Source organism: Mesorhizobium sp. M2A.F.Ca.ET.067.02.1.1 (assembly GCF_004023285.1).
Classification (GTDB): Bacteria; Pseudomonadota; Alphaproteobacteria; order Rhizobiales; family Rhizobiaceae; genus Mesorhizobium.
In genome coordinates this window covers 1-20,959 of sequence record NZ_RZSB01000030.1, presented here as the reverse complement: position 1 = coordinate 20,959, position 20,959 = coordinate 1, and the positions used below count along the sequence as shown (strand labels likewise).

Genomic DNA, 20,959 nt, shown 5'->3' with positions numbered 1-20,959 from the left:
GGATGATGAACAGAAGCACCGAATAGGCCGATGCCACGCCCCAGCGCTGGCGGCCGAAGGCAAGCTCATAGATGTGGGTGATCCAGATATGCGACGCGTTCGATGGCCCGCCGCCGGTCATGATCCAGGGAATGATGAAGGAGTTGAAGTTGGCGACCGCGAGCAGCAGGATCGTCACCGTCGAAACATTGCGCAAATGCGGGAAGGTGACGTGCCAGAAGCGTTGCCATGCGTTGGCGCCGTCGACTTTGGCGGCGCGCAGCAACTGCTCGGGCACGGTCTGCAGACCGGCCGTCATCATGATCATGGCGAAAGGGAATTCGCGCCAGATGTTGACGACGATCAGCGAGGGAAGCACCGTTGAGACGCTGTCGATGAAATTCGGCGGCCGCTCGGCCCATCCGAGCTCGACCAGCACCGCGCCGATGATGCCGAAATCCGAATGGTAGATCCACTTCCAGATATAGGAGGCGGCGACCGCGCTGATGACCCAAGGAATGATGAGAATGGCGCGCAGGACGCCGCGGCCGGCAAAGTCGCGATGCAGCGCCAGCGCGGCGGCAAAGCCGAGCACGAAGGAAAAGAAAGTGGATGCGACTGTCCAGATCAGGGTGTTGAAGGTGACCTGCCAGAACACCCCGCTGGTCAGGATGGCCGTGTAGTTGTTGAAACCGACGAAGATCTTGTCGCGGAGCTGCAGGCCGGGCGGCGTGTTGAAGAACGACAATTCGATCGTGTAGTAGATCGGATAGGCGATGACGATGAGCATCACGGCAATCGCCGGAAGCACATAGGCATAGTCGGCGCGATGCTCCCACATCTTGCGAAGCACATCGGACCTGGCGGATTGCAGTCTTCGGCGAGCCTCGGCCTTGCCGCTCACGATCGTCACTTTGGCGTGCCCTTGTTCATCGGAACGAACCGGCTGCGTTGTCGGCGCAGCCGGTGAGATCGCAGGTCAGGCTTCTGAGTCAAAGAAGCAGAGCATGATGTGGTCCGAAAACCGCTTCACACTTTTCGGCATCATGCTCTAGAGTCCGCCGCCCATCAGGTCTTTCACCTTCTTGGCCGCGTCGTCCGCCGCCTGGTCGACGGTCATCGCTCCGGTCAGGGCATTCTGCAGCATGTCCGGGACGATGATGTTCATGATCTCGGGCGACTGCGGCAGGGCCGGGAACGGAATGCCGTATGGCAGCATCGACGTCGTGACATCGAGGAACTTGATGCTGTCCAGACGCTCCTTCATCCATTTGGTCTTGAAGCCGTTGAGGTTGCCGGGGTTCGAGCCGGCGTAAGCCATCTTCAGCGACCATTCCGGGCTCGTCCACATGCAGATGATGGCCTTCGCCGCCGGCTCGTCCACCTTGCCGCCCTCTACATATTCGGGCTTCAGGATGTGGATGTTCGAACCGCCGAAGACGACGGCGCGCTTGCCGTCGGGACCGGTCGGAATGAGGCCGTAGCGCATATTGTCGATGACGGTCTGCGCCTTGTCCTTGTCAGTGCCCGTCGCCTTCTTCTGCAGGTCGAGCATGACGTTGTAGTCGGACGGATGCGAGATCATCATGCCGAGCTGGCCGGCCAGGAACAGCGGCTGGTTGTCGGCCTGCTGGTTGGTGAGCGCCGAAACCGGAACCGATTTGTCGCGGACATACATGTCGTAGGAAGCCTGCAGCGCCGCTTTGCTCTGCGCGCTGTTGAGCTCGATGTCCTTGTAGGTCGGGTTTGCCGCGGCTTCGTCGAAAACGCCGCCGCCATACGCCCATAGCTGCGGCATGAAGCGGTAGGGCGTGTTGCCGGCATTCTTGCGCGCCACGAGACCGTAGCCGGCAATGCCGAGCTTGTCGTGGATCTGCTTGGAATATTTGACCACGTCGTCCCAGGTTGCCGGGGGCTTGTTCGGATCGAGGCCCGCGCGCTTGAAGATGTCGGCGTTCCAGATGAACGCCATCGTCTCGTTGTTGGTCGGAATGCCGTAGGTCACGCCGTCCCAGGTCACGGCCTTCATGGCGCCGGGCCAGAAATCCTCGGTCGAATAGCCGACGTCCTCGGGTTTCAGCGGCTGCAGATAGCCCTTCGAGGCGAACTCGGTTCCGCCCAGGATTTGCAGGCGGACCGCCATCGGCGCCGCGTTGCCAAGGAGCGCGGTGCGAAACTTGTCGAGCAGGTCGTTATAGGTGAGGGCCTGTTCCTCGAGCTGGATGTTCGGGTAGGTCTTGCGGAAGGTTGCGAAGAAATCCTTGTAGTACTGGCGCAGGAGGTCGGGGTCGCCCTCGAACACGCCCTGATACCAGAAAGTCAGTCGCCCCTTGTAGTCGAGCGGGGTGACCTTGGCGCAATCGCCTGCCGTGTCAAAATCCTGCGTGCCGGCAATCGAGCGCACATATTCCGGCGACCACTTGCTTAGGTCGACCGGGGGCGCGGCAAGCGCCGGACCCGACATCAGCGATATCGTCAAAGCAGTGGAAACGGCGCCGCGCAGAACGGCACCGCCGACTGTGATCCTCCTCATAGGTCTCCTCCCAGGTTCTCCTATGCCGCTCTGCGCCTAGGCAAAGCGGTCCTTGCTCGTTTCGATCGCGGGGATATTTCTCCGCCCTAATGTATCCCTTCGATCACTTCATACGTTTTCAGATCGCAGAATAGCTGTCAACGCAACAAATCGTACATTGTTTGTCGAAGATGTGCGTGATATCGGTCAGATCGTGTATTGGACTAGGGGACGGCGATGGCGGAAACGAGTGATTTCAAAGCAGAGCCACCCGAGGGGATTGACGCTCTCGGGGCATCGAGCGAGGGCGCCTCGCTTTACGAGCAGATAAGGGAGGACATCATCGAGGGACGGCTGGCTGCCAACGAGCGGCTCGTGGTCACCGATCTCGCCCGCCGTCACGGCACCTCGACCAATCCCGTGCGCGAGGCGCTGCAATTGTTGCGCGGCGAGGGCTTCGTCACCTTCGTTCCCAACCGGGGCGCGCGCGTCCGGCCCATAGATCAGGATTTCGTGCGCGATATCTACGAGATCGGCGTTCTCATCGAGCCCGCCCTGACGCGCTGGTTTGTGGGAATGGCGACCGAGGAGGACATCGCCGAGCTCGAACGTCTCGAGGGCCTGATCGAAGAGAACAACTTCGCCGACACGTTCAGGCACAGCGAGCTGGATACCGCCTTCCACACCGTGATGTACCAGCGGCACTACAACCGCCATGCCGCCGAGCTCTGGTGGAAGCACCGCGAGGTGCTGCGGGCGGTCAGCCGGCGTTTCAATTTCACGCTTGCCCGCCGCGCCGCGATCATCCGCGAGCACCGCGAGCTCATCGCGCTCGTAAAATCGGGCGAGGCCGACAAGGCGGCCGAACTCATCGCTCGCCATGTCGAGGGCTCCGGCCGGCATGTCCTCGAACACATGCGCGCGCGCAGCGCCGCCCGGGCAGGGTAGCGGACCCGCAACATCGTCAGCCTGGCCATTCAGGGAGGATAGTCCAGATGAAAATCACGAGCATTCGGCCATGGCTGGTCAAGTCCGACGCTTCCTATTGGGGAGAGTATTTGTTCGTCGAAGTGACGACCGACGAGGGGATCAGCGGCTGGGGCGAGATCACTACCACGACGAAGCTCGCCAACCGCGCGCTCTGCACGATCCTGCGCCAGATCGGGCTTGCCGTGGCAGGCGAGGATCCGGCGCGCATCGAGCATCTGTGGCACAAGGTCTTCCGCAGCTTCACCTATATGGGCAGCCGTGGCGCCGCTGTGGAATGCGTGAGCGCCATCGACATAGCGCTTTGGGATATCCGCGGCAAAGTTCTCGGCAAGCCGATCTATGAGCTGCTGGGCGGGCCGGTGCGCGATGAAATCTCGCTTTACACCCATCCCAACCAGGCCAAATTCACCAGCAAGGAAGCGGTGGCCCGCGAAATTCGCGACATCGTGGAGTCCGGCCACACCGGGCTCAAATTCGATCCGTTCCCGCACCAGGGTCCCAGCGTCGATGGCGTGGCCCGCGAAAGACGGGACGGCTATCTCGACGGCAGCATGACCCGCAAGGACGAGCGCGAAGCTGCCGAGCTCACGGCTCTCATCCGCGAGACGGCGGGGCCCAATGTCGACATCCTCATCGATGCGCATGGCCGCTTTGACGTTCCCACCGCCATCCGCCTGTGCCGCAGCCTCGAGGAGGCCGGCCAGATCGACTGGTTCGAGGAGCCTTGCCCGCCGGAAAGCCTCAACGCGCTTAAGCAGGTGCGCGACAAGGTCAGTGCCCCCATCTCCTGGGGCGAGCGCGGCCACACGAAATGGGATTTCGTGCCGGTGCTCGAGAACAAGCTCGCCGACTACATCATGCCCGACGTCACCTGGACCGGCGGCATCACCGAGCTCAAGAAGATTTCCGCCCTTTGCGAGGCCTATTACATCCCGGTCTCGCCGCATGACGCCGCGGGTCCGATCAATGTGGTCGCGGGAGCGCAGGTGATGATGACCGTTCCCAACTTCTACAAGCTCGAAACGTCGGAGTGGGACCTCTCCAAATACGATCACCTCATCGACAAGCCGCTCGACGTGTCGAACGGCAACCTCAAGCTGACGTCGAAGCCGGGTCTCGGTGTCGAGATGAACTGCGGCTATCTGCAGGCCCACGAGATCGAGCTGGGCTAGCACTGTTTAAAGCAGGCCCGGCGGGCGGGGCCACTCCCAGCGGAACGAGGACAAATCATGCCAAAAACGGATGGAGCCGACGAGGCTCTCGATCGCATCAACACGAATTCCAGGCCCTCCGAGCTGCGCATTACCGACATGCGGGTGGCCGAGATCGTCGGCGCGCCCTTCACTTCGGCGCTGCTCAAGATCTACACCAACCAGGGCATCGTCGGGCTCGGCGAGGTGCGCGACGGCGCCAGCGCCACCTTTGCGCTGATGCTGAAGAGCCGGCTGCTCGGCGAGAACCCCTGCGATATCGACCGCCTGTTCCGCCGTATCAAGCAGTTCGGCGGCCATGGGCGGCAGGGCGGCGGCGTCTCGGCGGTCGAGATTGCGCTCTGGGATCTCGCCGGCAAGGCCTATGGCGTGCCGATCTACCAGATGCTCGGCGGCAAGTTTCGCGACCAGGTGCGCGTCTATTGCGATACGGACGCCGAGAAGCCGAGCGGCACCGAGACCGGCAAGCGCCTCAGGGCGCGCATGGAGCGCGGCTTCACCTTCCTCAAGATGGACCTGGGCCTGATGCAGATCGCCCACATTCCGGGCGCCGTGACGGCGCCCGCCGGCGCGCTCGAAGGGTTTCACGCCAATCCGCGCGGCCGCGGCGGCACGTTCGAGGAGCGCAAGGCCCGCAATCTCGCCTACGATGCGCAGAACGTGCAGCACCCGTTCACGGGCCTGCATTTCACCGAGAAGGGCATCGACCTGCTGGAGCAATATATCCACGAGGTCCGCGAGGTCATCGGCTACGAGATTCCCTTGGCCATCGACCATGTCGGCCACATCTCGCTGCAGGACGGCATCCGCCTGTCGCGCCGTATCGAGAAATACGTGCCGGCATGGCTCGAAGACGTGATCCCCTGGCAGTACACCGAACAGTACCGGCAATTGCAGCAGGCGACGTCGGTGCCGATCTGCACCGGCGAGGATATCTATCTCAAGGAGGGCTTCGAGCCGCTGCTGAGGAGCGGCGGCCTCTCCGTTATCCATCCGGACCTGCTGACCAGCGGCGGCATCCTTGAGACCAAGAAGATCGGCGACATGGCGCAGGATCACGGCGTCGCCATGGCGATCCACATGGCCGAAAGCCCAATCGCGGCCATGGCCGCGGCGCATGTCGCGACCGCGACCGAAAACTTCATGGCGCTAGAATACCACTCCGCCGATGTCGACTGGTGGGATGATATCGTCACGGGCCTCCCCAAGCCGCTCGTCAAGGACGGCTTCATCACCGTGCCCGGCAAGCCGGGGCTGGGGATCGACGACGTCGTCGACGAGGTGATCTCGCAGCATCTGCAGCCCGGTGTCACAGGGATATGGCAATCCACCGAGCATTGGGACGATGAACATAGCTGGGACCGGACCTGGAGTTAGCCCGGACGCCCTTGCCCTCATCCCCAAGGTCACAGAGCCACCCACCGACCATTCGTGTCGACCTCTCCCACGGGAGAGGCGGAGAAAGAAACGGACGAAACCATGATCTACGAAATGCGCATCTATGACTGCCTGCCGGGCAGGCTGCCGGCTTTGCTCAAGCGCTTTTCCGACCAGACGCTGGCCATCTGGGAGAGGCACGGCATCCGCCAGGCCGGGTTTTTCACCACGGTGATCGGTGAAAACAACAATCGGCTCACCTATTTCCTCGCCTGGGAATCGCTGGCCGAGCGCGAGGCGAAATGGACGGCTTTCGTCACCGATCCGGTATGGCACAGGGCCCGGGACGAGTCTGAGCGCGACGGGCAGATCGTTGCCAATATCAGCAGCCAGCTGCTCACGCCGACAGCTTTCTCGTCTGTGAAATAGGACTGCGTCATGAAGATCACCGACCTGCGCTGCGCCGTCATCGGCAAGCACCCCATCGTCCGCGTCGTCACCGACGAAGGCCTCTATGGTCTGGGCGAGGTCGAATACACAAAGACCTACCTGAAACCCTTCGTGCTGCATTTCCGCGAGGCGCTGATCGGCGAGGATCCGACCGACGTCGAGCGGGTGATGCTGAAGATCCGCCAGCGCGGCTCGTTCAAGCCCTATGGCGCGGCGGTGAGCGCTATCGAGCACGCGCTGTGGGACATCGCCGGCAAGGCCGCGGGCGTGCCGGTTTACAAGCTGCTTGGCGGCAAGGTGCGTGACAAGGTGCGCGTCTACAACGGCTCGATCCGTCGCAAGCGCACGGGCGACCGACCGGAGGATTATGCCGCCGACGTCAAATGGATGATGGAGCAGCCCCAGAATTTCTTCATGGTCAAGCAGGGCATCTCGTTCCACTCCAACATGAAGGACTCCATTGAGGGCTTCCATTACGGCGTTACGCAGAAGAAGGCCGGCTATCACGGCGCCATGGACCAGGGTGTGATCAGCGAGCGCGGTTTCAATCACATGCTCGACTGCGTGGCGGCGATGAAGGAGGTGCTGGGCGACAAGGTCAGCCTGGCGCTCGACTGCGGGCCGGGCTGGATGCTGCCCGATGCGATCAAATTCGCCCGCGCCGTCGAGAAGTACAATCTGATGTGGCTCGAGGACATGCTGACCGGCGACTATGTGCCCTGGGTCAATCCGCAAGCCTATCGCGAGCTGACCACGTCCACCTCGACGCCGATCCACACCGGCGAGCAGATCTATCTGCGGCACAATTTCAAGGAGTTGATCGAGACGCAAGCGGTGCGGGTCATCGGCCCCGATCCCGCCGATATTGGCGGCATCGCCGAGCTGAAGTGGGTCGCCGAGCACGCCTATATGCACTCGATCCTGATGGCGCCGCACGGCACCGCCAACGGCCTGCTCGGCCTCGGCGCGCTGATCAACGTCTGCGCCACCTTGCCCGCGAACTATATCGCCTTCGAATATCCGAGCGCTTCCGACCCTTGGTGGGAGGACCTCGTCATCGGCCTGCCGAAACAGATCGTGAGGGACAGCATGGTGGACTTGCTGGAGGCGCCGGGGCTCGGCCTCGACATCGACGCCGAGGCGGCGAGAAAATATCTCGAGGAAGAGGATGCGGGCTTCTTCGACTGACCTTGTCGCCGCTCGCCTTTGAGCGACAGGCATTGAGCTGACCCGTAAGGATCAGCTCACTGTGTCCGCCAGTCATGCTCTTGCCGGAATCCGAGGACATCGCGCAGCTTCCGGTTTGAGATCGGTCCCTCGAATGCGTCCATGGTCCGAGTGACCGGTATGTCGGGCGCATGCTTCCTGAGGAACTCCGCCGTCGGCAATTCGGACACGATGTTGTCGTTGACGGCGTTGAATATCTGGAAGCCCAAACCGTCCTTCTCGACGCACAGGTCGACGATCTGGCCGAGATCGCGCGCGTCCATATAGGTCCAGGCGTCGCGCCGCCGCTTCGAAGGATCGGCCAGGAATTCCGGAAAGCGGGCATAGTCCTTCGGCTCTACGACGCCGCCGATCCGCAGCGCATAGATGTCGGTTCCCGTGCGGGAGGCGAAAGACCGCGCGATCTTCTCGCCCAGCAATTTGGAAAGGCCGTAGCTGTCGGTCGGATCGGCGTCGTGCTCCTCATCCACCGGGAAGGATGAGAAGTCGCGTTCGCCTTCGGCAAAGCAGATGCCGTAGACCGTTTCGCTGGAGGCCGTGACGATCTTGCGGATGCCGAGCTTGGTGGCGGCTTCGATCACATTGTAGGTCGACTGCACATTGGCGGCAAACATGGCGTTGTCCGGCCGCAGGAATATCCGCGGAAGCGCTGCGAAATGGACGACGGCGTCGACCGGGCCGCGGCCCTTGCCGCCGAAATACTCGCTGAACCCGAAATGCAGCGTCAGCGCATTGTAGGCTTCGCCCGCGTCCGCAAGGTTGGTGATGACGGTATCGACCCCAGGCACATCCAGCGGCGTCAGGTCGAGGTTCAGAACCTGATGCCCGCGTTTCAGCAGATAAGGTATGACGTGCCGGCCGATCTTGCCGCTGCCGCCGGTGAAGACAATCCGCTTGCCCATGGCTTCCTCCGAGCGAATTTGTTTGATCGAGCAGCGAACCGGCCGGTCGTCCGCTATTCAAATATGCCGAAGCCGGGCACGGCATGTTTGTGGACACCGTCCATGTTGAGCTCGACGCCGATGCCTGGCACATCAGGCACCCCGATGTGGCCGTCTTCGACGATGGACTTGGCGCCATTCGGCAGGCGCACGTAACTGTCCCAGGCGTCGCGCTCCTCCAGCGCGTGCCATTCCAGCACGAGGAAGTTCGGAACGCTGGCGCAGACATGGCAGGTCGCCATCGTGCCCAGCGGCGTCGACACCAGATGCGGCGCGAAAGGCACGTAGTACATCTCGGCGAGGTTGGCGATCTTGCGGCTTTCGGCAAGGCCACCGCATTTCGGCACGTCTGGCATGACGACATCGGCGCCGTAGTTCTGGAACAGCTCCCGAAAACCCCAGCGCAAATAGAGGTTTTCGCCGACGCAGATCGGCGTCTTGGTCCGCATGCGGATCTGCTTCAGGGCCTCGACATTTTCCGCGGGGATCGGTTCTTCGAGCCACAGAAGATTGAAGCGCTCCATCTCGGTGGCGATGCGGCTGGCGCTGAGCACGTCATAGCGCGCATGCAGGTCGATGCAGAGATCGACGTCAGGGCCGGCTGCTTCGCGCACCGCCGCGACGCGCTCGATCATGGAACGCAACTCGGCGCCGTTGATGGTGTGGTTCACCGCATCGAACTTGCCCGGGTGGCGCAGATTGTCGATGTCGAATTTCAGCGCCGTGAAACCTTCCGCAACCATGCGGCGGGCGCGAGCCGCGCATCCCTGCGGCGATCCCGATTCGTCGTCGCCGTCGCCGCAATCGGCATAGAGCCTGATGCGGTCGCGGAACTTGCCCCCGAACATACGGTAAAGCGGCTGGCCGGCGGCTTTTGCCGCCACGTCCCACAGCGCCATTTCGAGCCCGGTGAGGGCGATGAGAAAGATGCCGGCCTGCGCGCCGGAGAAGACATGATCGCGGCGGATCTTGTCCCAGCAATATTCGACATTGCGCGGATCCTGGCCGATCAGTTCCGACTTCAGTTCCGAGATCAGACCGACGATTGCGGCCGCGCCTGCGTCGGGATTGGCCTCGCCATAGCCGGAAATGCCGGCGTCCGTATCGATCCGGATGAGGGTCGCCTTGCCGTGATAGGCCACGACCGCCGTTTTGATGTCCACGATCTTCATCGGATCCCTCTCCCCGTGATGGCGCGCGCTCACAAGTGCAGAATTCTGCCCATGGGCCAAACTTGTCTAATAAGCATACAAGAATGACCAATGTGCCGTAAACCCCCTTCGATGGATTTTGCATCTGCGGACGTTCGAAGGTGCCGCTGCTCGTTGTTTTGCTTGGGAAATTCAGAGGCGTGTGCCAAGAATCCCGAAACTCAAACTTCACACTTGTTAGACGAGTATATAAGCGTATAAATTGGGCGACCACAGAGCTATGGCTCATGCGTGTCGTCAATCGGGAGGAACAGGATGCAACAGCGACAGCTCGGATCGTCGCCGGTGAAGGTATCGGAAATCGGCCTCGGGACCTGGGGGATGTCCGGCGCGTTTTGGGGCGCGGCTGACGACGAAGAGTCGATCCGGGTGATCAGACGCGCGCTCGATCTCGGCATCACGCTGATCGACACGGCCGAAGCCTATGGACACGGCCATGCCGAGGAGGTCGTCGGACAGGCGCTGGCCGGCCGCCGCGACAAGGCCGTGATCGTGACCAAGGTCGCGCCCAATCATCTCGAACCCGCCGCGATCGAGGCGGCGCTCGACGGTTCGCTGAAGCGAATGCAGACGGAATATGTCGACGTCTATTTCGTCCACTGGCCGAACTCGGATTTTCCGATCGGGCCGACCATGGAGATGATGGAGCGGCTGCGCGCGTCAGGGCGGATCAAGGCGGTCGGCGTCTCGAATTTCAGCATCGCCGACATGGACAGCGCCCGTCAGCACGGCGTCATCGACGTGCTGCAGCCGCCCTACAACATGCTGTGGCGCGAGGTTGAAGCCGAGACGCTGCCCTATTGCCGCAAGCACAATGTCGGCGTCATGCCATACAGCGGTCTCGCCCAAGGACTGCTCACCGGAACGCTGTCAACGGACACCAAGTTCGTCGAGGGCGATGAGCGGCGCACGACGGTGCTGTTCCAGCCGGGCACCTATGAGCGGGCGGTGAACGCCGTCGACATGCTCAAGCCGATCGCGGCGCGCTACGGCAAGACGGTTCCGCAACTTGCGATACAGTGGCTCACCAGCCGGCCAGGCGTCAGCTCGCCGCTGGTCGGCGCCCGCACCGTCAAGGAACTGGAGGAGAACGTCGAGAGCGCCGGCTGGACGATTTCCGACGCGGACATCGCCGCTATCGACAGGATCACTGCCCCGGTCTGGGCGGAAATCAAGGACAAGGGCGACATGTTCGGTTTCCGTGCACGCCAGCGCCAGGAACAACAAGCGAAGAGAGCATAGTGCACTTCCGTGGGATTGCTCCACGTCAAGCCCTGTCCTCCCGGCACGCTGCGGCGCGGCCAGCGCAAATGCTGGCTGCGCCGCTTCTTCAGCGAGGCAGGCCGACCGCGGTGGTCTTCTTGAGGTGCCGGCGCATCGCTTCCTCGGCCCGCTTTTCGTCGCGCGCCACGAGCGCCTCGTAGATAGCCCTGTGCATTTCGGTTGCGGAGGGCAGCGCATGGGGCATCTGGTTGCTGATGCGCCTGCTCGCCATCTGCCACCACCGGGACGAATACATGAAACGGTCGAGGATCCTGTTCTGCGCCGCCCGGCAAATCTCCATGTGGAAATCCAGATCGAGCTTCAGATAGGCGTCGGGATTGTCCTCGCTGGCCGACATCGCCGCCAGCAAAGTGCCAAGGCGTTCGAGATTTTCCTTGGTCATGTGCTTGGCCGCGATGGCGGCGATGGCCGGTTCGATGATGATCCGGGTCGCATGCGCTTCGGCCAGGATCTCGCGCATCTGCTCATGCGGCAGCCAGTCGATGAGCAGTGGGCTGAGATAGTCCCACTCCTCGGCTGGACGCAGCACCACGCGCCGCCCTTGAGCGATCTCGATCATATCGAGCGACGCGAGGATCTTCAGCGCCTCCCGCGCGACCGCGCGCGAGACTCCGAATTCCTGCAGGATCTGCTGTTCCGACGGCCCCTGGGCGCCGGCGACACCGCTGCCGGCGATGCGCCGCGCCAGCACGCCAGCCACCTGCTTGGGCAAAGTTTGAAGCTTGACCTCAACGGTATCCATCACTAACATCCACTTGTCTGATAAGCTTATAGGCTGATAGCTAGATATGCAGTCAACTTATCTCATAAAAACGCTCACTAGCCTATAACACGGCTGGCGGGAAGGGAGGATCGAGCGGTGTCCAGCCGCCGTGCCCCGTTGCCGCCGTCCGAGGTCACGATCGATACGCCTGCTCAACCGAGCGAGGCGTGTTGGAGCGCAAGTGCCGATCGCCCGGAGGCTCGCAAGCGTCGTTCGGGAACCAATCCACGCAGTCCAGCGGCGGGAGGAGCACGCCGCAGGCTGCCGAGGCTGAAAGTCGTCGGCCGTCCCTGGATGGACCGACCAGTCAAACCAGGAGGAGATTGTGATGTCCGGAACCTTATCGAGACGTAAATTCCTTGCCGCGAGCGCGGCAGTGACGGCCGGCTCGCTTGCCGCGCCGTGGGTTGCCAAGGCAGACGCCAAAGAGATCACCGCATTGCTGATCACGGGCGGCCCGCTCTATCCCAAATACTGGGAGAAGATCGTTCAGGACTTCACCGCCAAGACCGGCATCAAGGTTCGCTACGACCTTCTGGAATTCACGCCCCTGACGGCGAAGGTGGTCACGTTGAGCGCGGCGCGGTCGAGCCAGTACGACGTCTACAGCACCCATACGGCGCAGATCGATTCCTACTTCAACCATTTCGCGCCGCTGAACAGCTATTTCAGCGACTCCGAGCTGGCGGACTTCTATCCCGTCGCGGTCAAATACCTGCGCGATCCCAAGACCGGAAATCTGGCGGCGATTCCGCGCAACATGGATGCGCGCGTTCAGTACTACCGCAGCGACATCTATCAGGAAAAAGGCCTGAAGCCGGCCGAAACCTGGGAAGAACTGGTCGATGTCGGTCTGAAACTCACCGGCAACGGTCACTATGGCCTTGTCGTGCCGGGACAGGGCGATCCGGCGCAACGCACCTTCAGCGACCTGCTCTGGCAGGCAGGCGGCGACTGGGTCGACCAGGCCAACAAGCCGGCCTTCAACTCCGAAGCCGGCATCAAGGCGCTCACCTTCTATCGCGATCTGATCCAGAAGCACAAAATCGTGCCGCCCGACGCCGTCGGCTATCAATGGAACGAGAACTCGACCGAATTCTCGTCCGGCACGGTCTATGCCACTTTCGATTGGCCGGGCGCCTTCGCAACCCTTTCCAATCCGGAAACCTCGCGCGTCGTCGGCAAATGGTCGACGGCGCCCTATGTGCGGGACAAGGCGGCGATCTCATGTGCCATCTCGCATGCGATGGCGCTGAATGGCCAGTCCGGACGCAAGGAACCCGCCGTCGCGTTCATCAAATACACGGTCAGCACCGACGCCCAGCGGCTGCAGTTCGATCAGTTCACCAACTTCCCGAGCAGCCAGAGTCTGGCCAAGGAAGTGATCGCCGCGGCCAAGGGCCCCCAGGCGACATGGCTGCAACAGCTCGAGACGACGATCGCCAACGGCAAGGAGTGGCCCAAGCTTGCCGGCTTCTCGAAGGTCTGCACCTTGATGTTCTCGGCCATCGAGCAGGCCCTGTCCGACCAGGCTTCCCCCGCCGACTCGCTTAACCAGGCGGCGACCGAGGCGGAGGACATCATGCGCCGGGCCGGGGCCTACGATTGAGCATGGCGCCCGTTGCGCAGACGCGGGTGTCAGGGCGCCGGCGACGTTCGCCGCTGCCCTACACCTGGCAGAGAGGATACCTGCTGGCCAGCCCGGCGCTTTTCGTCATGCTGGCCATCCTCATCTATCCGCTCGGATACTCCTTCATCATGAGCTTCTTCCGCTGGGACCTCAGCGGATCGGCGCCATTCGTCGGAACGGGAAACTACACCGACGAGCTGTTCGGCCGCCAGTTCAACCAAGCGCTCCGAAACCAGACCATCTTCAGCGTCGTTTCCATCACGATCGAAGTGGTGGCCGGCATGGCGATCGCTGTGCTCGTCAACGGCAAACTGCGCGGCATGCGCCTCGCGCGCACCTTACTCCTGGTCCCGCCGATGATCGCGCCCGCCGTCGTCGGCCTGAATTTCCGCTGGCTGTTCAACACCCAGTATGGGCTGGTCGACGCGCTGCTGCGCATCTTCAACCTGCCCGACATTCCGTGGCTCACCCATCCGGCCTGGGCGCTCGTCTCGGTGATCGTCGCCGATGTGTGGCAGAACACGCCGCTGATGGTGCTCCTGTTTCTTGCCGGCCTGCAATCCTTGCCGCAGGAGCCGCTCGAGGCGGCCACAGTGGACGGCGCCACGCCATGGCAGCGCTTCTGGCATATCGTGCTGCCGCTGATGCGTCCGGTCATCATGATCGCGCTGATGCTGCGCATCATCGACACGTTCCGCACCTTCGACGTCGTCTGGCTGATGACGCAAGGAGGACCGGGCGGCGCCACTAACCTGCTCACGGTCTATTCCTACCTGCTGGCGTTTCAGGCGGTGGATTTCGGACACGCGGCGGCGGTCTCCTACATCGCGCTGGGCATGTCGCTGTTCGTGCTCGGCCTGCTTTACGGAGTGCCGTGGCTCATCGCGAAACGGAGGGCGATATGACCGAAGCCGTCATCGTCGGTGCACGTTCCATGCCAAAGCGCCGGCGCCGCCGGTTCACGGCGGCGATCGCCGGTCAGTATTTGGCGCTGGTCCTGACCGTCGCGCTCACCGTCTTTCCGCTGGTGTGGCTGTTCCTGACCTCGATCCGCAGCTCGGCCGACATCTTCTCGGTTCCGGTGCACATCATCCCCGAGACCGCGACGCTGACGCAGTATGTCGCGGTCTTCGCCCAGTACGACACGATGGGCTATGTCTGGAACACCGTCATCGTCTCGGTGGCGACGGTCGTCCTCGTCCATCTGCTGGCCATCCCCTGCGCCTATGCGCTGTCGCGCTTCAGGATGCCGGGCGCCATGCTGATCTTCGGGCTGCTTTTGATCATGCGCATGATCCCGGTCATCGCGCTTGCCATCCCGCTCTTCGCCGTGTTCGCAGCCATGGGCCTGCTCGACACCGTCTGGGCGCTGATCCTCAGCCATACCGCGGCCAAGCTGCCGGTCGCCATCTGGCTGCTTCTGGGCTTCATCCAGGATGTGCCGAAGGAGATCGAGGAGGCTGCCCAGTCGGACGGCGCCGGCACCGTGCGCACGCTGGTCCAGATCGTCGCGCCGCTGATTGCGCCGGGCATCGGCGCCAGCGCCGTGATCACCTTCCTCTTCACCTGGAACGACCTCTTGCTCGCCTTGACCCTGACTTCGAGCAAGGCGGCGCAGACGCTGCCCGTCGGGCTCACCAATTTCGTCTCGCAGTATGGCATCGACTGGGGCGCCATGTCGGCCGCCGGCGTGCTCATGGTCATCCCGACCTTGGTGTTCGTCTGGTTCGCCCAGGGGCTGCTGGTCAAAGGCCTGACGACTGGTGCGGTTCGCGGTTGAACGGCTGGAACGATGGTTGAACGCAACTGAGTGACGATCGCTGAGGCTTGCGCCTCAGCGCAGATTGGAGGAACGGAATGGAAGCTGACCAGATACCGGCGATACCGGACATTTCACGGCCGCCACGAGAACTGGTCGACGCGCTGGCGGCGATCGGTTCGGCGACGCTGGCCAGCGAGCTCTACCACAAGATGGGCATTCGCGACCCGCAGATCCGCGGGCCGCGTCCCTTGCGTTCCGGCAGCACGGCGGCAGGGCCAGCGCTGACGCTCCAGTGCATGCCGAAGCGCGAGGATCTGTACAACGAGACGGAGTATGAGGAGCCTGAGCGGCAACTGCACCGCCACGTGCTTTATCCCACCCAGCCCGGCGACATGGTGGTGGTCGATGCCCGCGGCGATCTGGGCAGCGGCATTTTCGGTGAGATGATGCTGACCTATTTTGCTGGGCGGGGCGGCGCCGGCGTCGTTGTCGACGGCTGCATTCGCGATTCCGCCCAGGCGGCGGCGCTCGATATCGGCATCTGGGTGAGGGGCGTCACGCCGAATTTCCACGCCCAGACCAACATCGTCCCCTTTGCCGTCAACGTTCCGATCGCCTGCTCGAACGTGCTGGTCATCCCGGGCGACATCATCGTCGCCGACGACGATGGCGTTGTCGTCGTGCCCCCAAATTGGTCGAGCTCGCCGGCGCGCATATCGAGTGGGAGGAGTTTTCGCGCGCGCGGCTCGCGCAAGGAGGAGACCTGCGGAAATACTACCCGTTGAGCCCCGAGGGCGAGGCCGAATACCGCGCATGGCGGCAGGCCCAAGGAAAATGAGCCGCGCCGGTACGGGAGAAGAATAGGTGTCCGCAATCGAGATAGAACAGCTCGGCAAGAGCTTCGGCGCGGTGGAAGTCCTGCGCGACGTCAACATCGAGATCGCCAGCGGCGAGTTCGTGGTCCTGGTCGGTCCGTCGGGCTGCGGCAAGTCAACGCTCCTGCGCATCATCGCGGGGCTCGAAGAGCATACGACTGGTGAGATCCGCATTGGCGGGCGCGTCGTCGACGAGATGCCGGCCAAGTCGCGCGACATAGCCATGGTCTTCCAGAGCTACGCGCTCTATCCGCATATGAGCGTGGCCGACAATATGAGCTTCGCGCTTCGGCTGGCCAAAATTCCCAGGGAGGAGATCGTCTCCAGAGTGAAGGCGGCTGCCGAAATCCTCGGTCTGCAGGACCTGCTCGACCGCATGCCGCGTCAGCTGTCCGGCGGCCAGCGCCAGCGTGTCGCCATGGGTCGCGCGATCGTGCGCGCCCCCTCGGCCTTCCTGTTCGACGAGCCGCTCAGCAATCTCGACGCCAAGCTGCGCGTGAAGATGCGTGCCGAGATCAAGAAGCTGCACCAGCGGCTCGGCCGCACCAGCATCTACGTCACGCATGACCAGACCGAGGCGATGACGCTCGCCGACCGAATCGTGGTCCTGAACAAGGGCCGCATCGAACAGATCGGCACCCCTTCCGAACTCTACGAGAAACCGGCCAATCTGTTCGTCGCGGGCTTTATCGGCTCCCCGGAAATGAATCTCATCGAAGGTCGCGTCGACAACGGCGCGTTCGAAGCCGGTTCAGGCCTTCGCCTGCCATTGCCCAAAGGTCTGGAGTTCCACGGCGCACAAGAGGTGATTTACGGGATCCGTCCTCAGCACATCATCGTCGGGGGCGATCACGCGAGGGCCAGCGTCCAGGTGGTGGAGCCGACAGGAGAGGCTCAGGAACTGACGTTGAGGACAAGCGGGGTCGAGCTCGTGGCCGAAGTTCGGGATCAGCAGCCGTTCAAGCCCGATCAAGAGGTTGGGTTGGAGGTGATGGTTTCGAAGGTCCACCTATTCGACGCGCGAAGTGGCATGAGGATAAATCAGGACGAACTCGTCAGAGGGTAGGGGGAACTGCTCGCCCGTGGAGCTCGCGTTTAAGCGGCCGAGGCCGCGAATGGGTGCACTCGGCCGGATCGCGCGCGACCAATGGCGGCCGAACCAGCTCAGCCGACTGCGCCGGCTGAGCTCGCGTTCCGAGGGTTACAGCCGGCGCCTCAGGCCTGCTTCTCACAATCAATGACGATGCGGCCCTGGATGTCACCCTTGTGCATGCGGGAGAAGATGTCGTTGATGTTCTCGAGCTGTTCGGTCTCGATTGTCGCCTTGACCTTGCCGTCCCCCGCAAAGTCCAGCGCTTCCTGCAGGTCGAGCCGTGTCCCGACGATCGAACCGCGGACGGTCACGCCGTTGAGCACGGTATCGAAGATCGACAGCGGGAAATCGCCAGGCGGCAGACCATTGAGCGACACCGTTCCCCCGCGGCCGACCATTCCGAGCGCCTGCTCGAAGGCTTTCGGCGACACGGCGGTAACAAGAACCCCCTGGGCGCCGCCGACCTCCTTCTTGACGAAGGCGGCGGGATCGGCCTGGCGGGCGTTGACGGCCAGCGCGGCACCGAGGCGTTTGGCGAGGTCGAGCTTCGCATCGTCGATGTCGACCGCAACGACGTTCAGCCCCATCGCCTTCGCGTATTGAACCGCCAGGTGGCCCAGCCCGCCGATACCCGAGATCACCACCCAGTCGCCAGGCTTGGTGTCCGTGACCTTGAGGCCCTTGTAGACGGTGACGCCCGCGCACAGGATCGGCGCGATCTCCGTGAATGATATGTTGCCCGGCAGACGGCCGACATAATCGGGATCGGCAAGGACGTATTCGGCAAAGCTGCCGTTCACCGAATAACCGGTGTTCTGCTGCTCCTCGCAAAGCGTCTCCCATCCGCCGAGGCAATGTCTGCAGTGGCCGCAGGCGGTATAGAGCCAGGGCACCCCGACGCGGTCGCCTTCCTTGACGTGCTTGACGCCCGATCCAACCGCCACGACGTGCCCGACACCCTCATGGCCGGGAATGAAGGGGGGCTTGGGCTTCACCGGCCAATCGCCTTCGGCGGCGTGCAGATCGGTGTGGCACACGCCGGTGGCCGCGATCTTGACGAGGATCTGGCCGGCTCCGGGCGTCGGCACCTGAACCTCTTCGATCACGAGCGGCTTGCCGAACTGGCGAACGACGGCGGCTTTCATGGTCTTGGGCATGGAATACTCCTGGGTTGTGAGTGGGTCCTATTTCAGGAACTGGCGGAAGCGCCGCAGCGAGAACGCAAACAGGAGCGTGCTGATGACCAGCAGCGCCGCGAGCTGCGGCCACACGACATCGAGGCCCGCGCCGCGGAACAGCACCGCCTGTGCCAGCATGACGAAATGCGTGTTGGGCGCGGTGAACATGATGGCCTGGATGGCCATGGGCATGCTCTCGCGCGGCGTGACGCCGCCGGACAGCACCTGCAGGGGCAGGAGCACCATCATCAGCAGCAGGCCGAATTGCGGCATGGAGCCGGCGACGGTGGCAAGGAATATCCCCAGGCAGGTCATGGCGACGATGTCGAGCGCCGCGCCCACCATGAACAGCGCGATCGATCCGTTGATGGGGACCGACAGCAGTCCCTGGATGACGACAACGAGTGCAAGGCCGGACGCCACCAGCACGACAATGCCCATCGACCAGATCTTGCTCGTCATGATCTCGAAAGGGGTGACCGGCATCACCAGAAGATGCTCGATCGTCCCGTGCTCGCGCTCGCGGATCAGCGCTGCGCCAGTGAGCACGATAGACAGCATCGTGATCGAGGAGATGGCATTGGTGATGGCGCCGAACCAACCCTTGTTGAGTTCAGGGTTGAAGCGCGCCCGCAGGTCGAGGTCGACGGGCAGGGAGGCCTTGGAACGATAGCGGTCGAGAAATTCGTTCACTTCTCCCGAAACGATCGACTGGATGTAGCCTCCGCCGGTAAAGGCCTGCGACATCCGGGTGGCGTCGATGTTGAGCTGAACCGCCGGCGAGCGGCCGGCCAGCAGATCGCGCTGGAAGTTCGGCGGAATATCCAGCGCGAAAGTATCCATGCCTGAATCCATGCGGCTGTCCATCTCCGGCTGGGAGATGAGCAGAGGCGCGGTGAAGTAGGGCGGATAAAATGCCGTGACGATGCGCGACGAGACCGGCGACTGATCCTCATCGACGATGGCGATCGGAGCGTGATTGAGCGTCTCGGGCATCGCCTTCGAGGCGGTGTAGGTGGCGGCGGTGAAGGCATAGACGATCAGCACGAGCATCATCGGGTCCCGCATGAGACCGCGCAGTTCCTTTATGCCGAGATTGTATATGTTGGCGATGCGCATCAGCGGGCCTGTTTTTTCAAGAACGCCGCTCCAAGGCCGAGCAGCACCGGAATGGCGACGAGCATCGGCACGAACGCGCCCGACAGGTCGGCAAAGCTGAGCGCCTTGGAAAAGACGCCGCGCGAGATCGTCACGAAATAGGTGGTCGGATAGATCCGGCCCACGAATGCGCCCACGCCCTGGAGCGACGACACCGGGTCGATCATGCCCGAATATTGGGTGGCGGGGATCATGGTGATCAGCGCGGTTCCGAAGATCGCCGCGATCTGGCTGCTCATGAAGGTCGACAGGAAAAGCCCCATGGCCGTCGTGGCCGTGACGTAGACAAGGGCGGCGGCGGCGAAAGCCGGAAGGCTGCCGGTCAGCGGCACGCCGAAGAGGAAGACGGCGAAGCCCGTCAGCGGCACGAAGTTGAGCATCGCGAGGGCGACATACGGAATCTGCTTGCCGATCAGGAACTCCAGCCGGGTGACGGGCGTGACGTAGAAATTGATGATGGAGCCGAGCTCCTTCTCGCGCACCACGCTGAGCACGGCCAGCATCGCCGGGATCAGCAGCAGAAGCATCGGGATAACCGCCGGAACGATGGCATCGAGACTGCGGACGTCGGGATTGTAGCGGTAGCGGATGTCGAGCTGGAAGGCGCTGGCGGTGGCGGCGTCGCCATAGAGTTCACGCGCCTTCTGCGTCAGCCAGCCGGCATGCATTCCCGAAACATAGCCTTGCACGGTTTCGGCTCGTGTCGGCATGGCGCCGTCGATCCAGGCGCCGATCGTGACGTCGCGGCCGCGCGCGAGGTCGCGCCCGAAGCCGGGCGGGATCTCGATCGCGAGGCTGAGCTCCCCGTCCTCCATGCGCCGGTCGAGATCGGCATAGTCGATGATCGGCGCCTTCTCGGTGAAATAGCGCGAGCCTGCGATCTGCAGCACATAGTCCCGGCTGATCGTCGTGTCCTCGTGATCGAGGACGGCGAAGGAGAGGTTTTCGACGTCCATGTTGATGCCGTAGCCGACGACGAACATCAGAATGAGGCTGCCGACGGTCGCCAGCGTGGCCCGGATCGGATCGCGCAAGAGTTCAAGCGCCTCGCGCCGCGTGTAGGCGAACATGCGGCGCATATCGAAGGAACGGCCTGTGCCGCTGCTGCCGGGGCGACTGGCCGGCGCTTCCGGGACCGGCATTGTCCCGGCCGCCACGCTCGGCGTTTCGGCCTGCGCGCCTGTCGCCTCCTCGAGATATCCGACGAAGGCTTCCTCCAGCGTTGCCGCCGACCGGCTTTTGACGATTGCGGCCGGCGTGTCGCTGACCAGGACCTTGCCGGCATGCATGAGCGAGATGCGGTCGCAGCGTTCCGCCT

General features: G+C 62.9%; 18 protein-coding genes and 1 pseudogene. 11 read left to right on the top strand and 8 right to left on the bottom strand.

Annotated elements, in window-relative coordinates:
- Together EOA28_RS05240 and EOA28_RS05235 are read right to left on the bottom strand one after the other, a co-directional pair.
- The coding region (locus EOA28_RS05240; RefSeq protein ID WP_148670659.1) for a sugar ABC transporter permease at positions 1–892 on the bottom strand (892 nt) is incomplete at its 3' end.
- A 138-nt stretch (positions 893–1,030) separates the two neighbouring features.
- Positions 1,031–2,512, bottom strand: coding sequence for a sugar ABC transporter substrate-binding protein (locus EOA28_RS05235; protein ID WP_127249312.1), 1,482 nt, complete (start codon positions 2,510–2,512; stop codon positions 1,031–1,033).
- A 216-nt stretch (positions 2,513–2,728) separates the two neighbouring features.
- Here EOA28_RS05235 and EOA28_RS05230 point away from each other — a divergent pair, with 216 nt between their 5' ends.
- The 5 genes from EOA28_RS05230 to EOA28_RS05210 all read left to right on the top strand — a co-directional run bounded on the left by EOA28_RS05230 (position 2,729) and on the right by EOA28_RS05210 (position 7,707).
- On the top strand, positions 2,729–3,439 hold the full coding sequence (locus EOA28_RS05230) for a GntR family transcriptional regulator (protein ID WP_127249311.1): 711 nt from the start codon (positions 2,729–2,731) through the stop codon (positions 3,437–3,439).
- Positions 3,440–3,486: 47 nt separating this feature from the next.
- On the top strand, positions 3,487–4,653 hold the full coding sequence (locus tag EOA28_RS05225; protein WP_128314679.1) for a mandelate racemase/muconate lactonizing enzyme family protein: 1,167 nt from the start codon (positions 3,487–3,489) through the stop codon (positions 4,651–4,653).
- Between the two features lie 57 nt (positions 4,654–4,710).
- Complete coding sequence (locus tag EOA28_RS05220; RefSeq protein WP_127249309.1) at positions 4,711–6,069, top strand: mandelate racemase/muconate lactonizing enzyme family protein; 1,359 nt, start codon at positions 4,711–4,713, stop codon at positions 6,067–6,069.
- 102 nt (positions 6,070–6,171) lie between these two features.
- Entirely contained in the window at positions 6,172–6,498 is a 327-nt protein-coding gene (locus EOA28_RS05215; RefSeq protein WP_127249308.1) for an NIPSNAP family protein, read from the top strand.
- Positions 6,499–6,507: 9 nt separating this feature from the next.
- Entirely contained in the window at positions 6,508–7,707 is a 1,200-nt protein-coding gene (locus EOA28_RS05210; RefSeq protein ID WP_127249307.1) for a mandelate racemase/muconate lactonizing enzyme family protein, read from the top strand.
- 56 nt (positions 7,708–7,763) lie between these two features.
- Here the strand turns inward: EOA28_RS05210 and EOA28_RS05205 are convergent, their stop codons facing one another.
- Together EOA28_RS05205 and EOA28_RS05200 are read right to left on the bottom strand one after the other, a co-directional pair.
- A complete protein-coding gene (locus EOA28_RS05205) occupies positions 7,764–8,648 on the bottom strand; it encodes an NAD(P)-dependent oxidoreductase (RefSeq protein WP_126078754.1) in 885 nt (294 codons plus the stop codon).
- A gap of 53 nt (positions 8,649–8,701) precedes the next feature.
- Complete coding sequence (locus EOA28_RS05200; protein WP_128314678.1) at positions 8,702–9,859, bottom strand: mandelate racemase/muconate lactonizing enzyme family protein; 1,158 nt, start codon at positions 9,857–9,859, stop codon at positions 8,702–8,704.
- Between the two features lie 294 nt (positions 9,860–10,153).
- Here EOA28_RS05200 and EOA28_RS05195 point away from each other — a divergent pair, with 294 nt between their 5' ends.
- Positions 10,154–11,140, top strand: coding sequence for an aldo/keto reductase (locus EOA28_RS05195; protein ID WP_127249306.1), 987 nt, complete (start codon positions 10,154–10,156; stop codon positions 11,138–11,140).
- Between the two features lie 88 nt (positions 11,141–11,228).
- On the opposite strand, the gene EOA28_RS05190 is transcribed toward EOA28_RS05195, so the two are convergent.
- On the bottom strand, positions 11,229–11,924 hold the full coding sequence (locus EOA28_RS05190; protein WP_042638970.1) for an FCD domain-containing protein: 696 nt from the start codon (positions 11,922–11,924) through the stop codon (positions 11,229–11,231).
- A 349-nt stretch (positions 11,925–12,273) separates the two neighbouring features.
- On the opposite strand from EOA28_RS05190, the gene EOA28_RS05185 reads away from it, so the two are divergent.
- The 5 genes and pseudogenes from EOA28_RS05185 (at position 12,274) to ugpC (ending at position 17,278) form a co-directional block, all read left to right on the top strand.
- Positions 12,274–13,554, top strand: a complete 1,281-nt coding sequence (locus tag EOA28_RS05185) for a sugar ABC transporter substrate-binding protein (RefSeq protein ID WP_128314677.1) — start codon at positions 12,274–12,276, stop codon at positions 13,552–13,554.
- Between the two features lie 2 nt (positions 13,555–13,556).
- A complete protein-coding gene (locus EOA28_RS05180; protein ID WP_126078750.1) occupies positions 13,557–14,480 on the top strand; it encodes a sugar ABC transporter permease in 924 nt (307 codons plus the stop codon).
- Complete coding sequence (locus tag EOA28_RS05175; RefSeq protein ID WP_127249304.1) at positions 14,477–15,355, top strand: carbohydrate ABC transporter permease; 879 nt, start codon at positions 14,477–14,479, stop codon at positions 15,353–15,355. The genes EOA28_RS05180 and EOA28_RS05175 overlap by 4 nt, the downstream gene beginning before the upstream one ends.
- Positions 15,356–15,447: 92 nt before the next feature.
- Positions 15,448–16,175: pseudogene (locus EOA28_RS05170) on the top strand (ribonuclease activity regulator RraA).
- 26 nt (positions 16,176–16,201) lie between these two features.
- On the top strand, positions 16,202–17,278 hold the full coding sequence (gene ugpC / locus EOA28_RS05165; RefSeq protein WP_127249303.1) for a sn-glycerol-3-phosphate ABC transporter ATP-binding protein UgpC: 1,077 nt from the start codon (positions 16,202–16,204) through the stop codon (positions 17,276–17,278).
- 149 nt (positions 17,279–17,427) lie between these two features.
- Here ugpC and adhP read toward each other — a convergent pair whose 3' ends face one another.
- The 3 genes from adhP to EOA28_RS05150 form a co-directional block, all read right to left on the bottom strand.
- Entirely contained in the window at positions 17,428–18,462 is a 1,035-nt protein-coding gene (adhP, locus tag EOA28_RS05160) for an alcohol dehydrogenase AdhP (protein ID WP_127249302.1), read from the bottom strand.
- A 27-nt stretch (positions 18,463–18,489) separates the two neighbouring features.
- Positions 18,490–19,602, bottom strand: coding sequence for an ABC transporter permease (locus tag EOA28_RS05155; RefSeq protein WP_127249301.1), 1,113 nt, complete (start codon positions 19,600–19,602; stop codon positions 18,490–18,492).
- The coding region (locus EOA28_RS05150) for an ABC transporter permease (RefSeq protein ID WP_148670658.1) at positions 19,602–20,959 on the bottom strand (1,358 nt) is incomplete at its 5' end. The genes EOA28_RS05155 and EOA28_RS05150, both read right to left, overlap by 1 nt.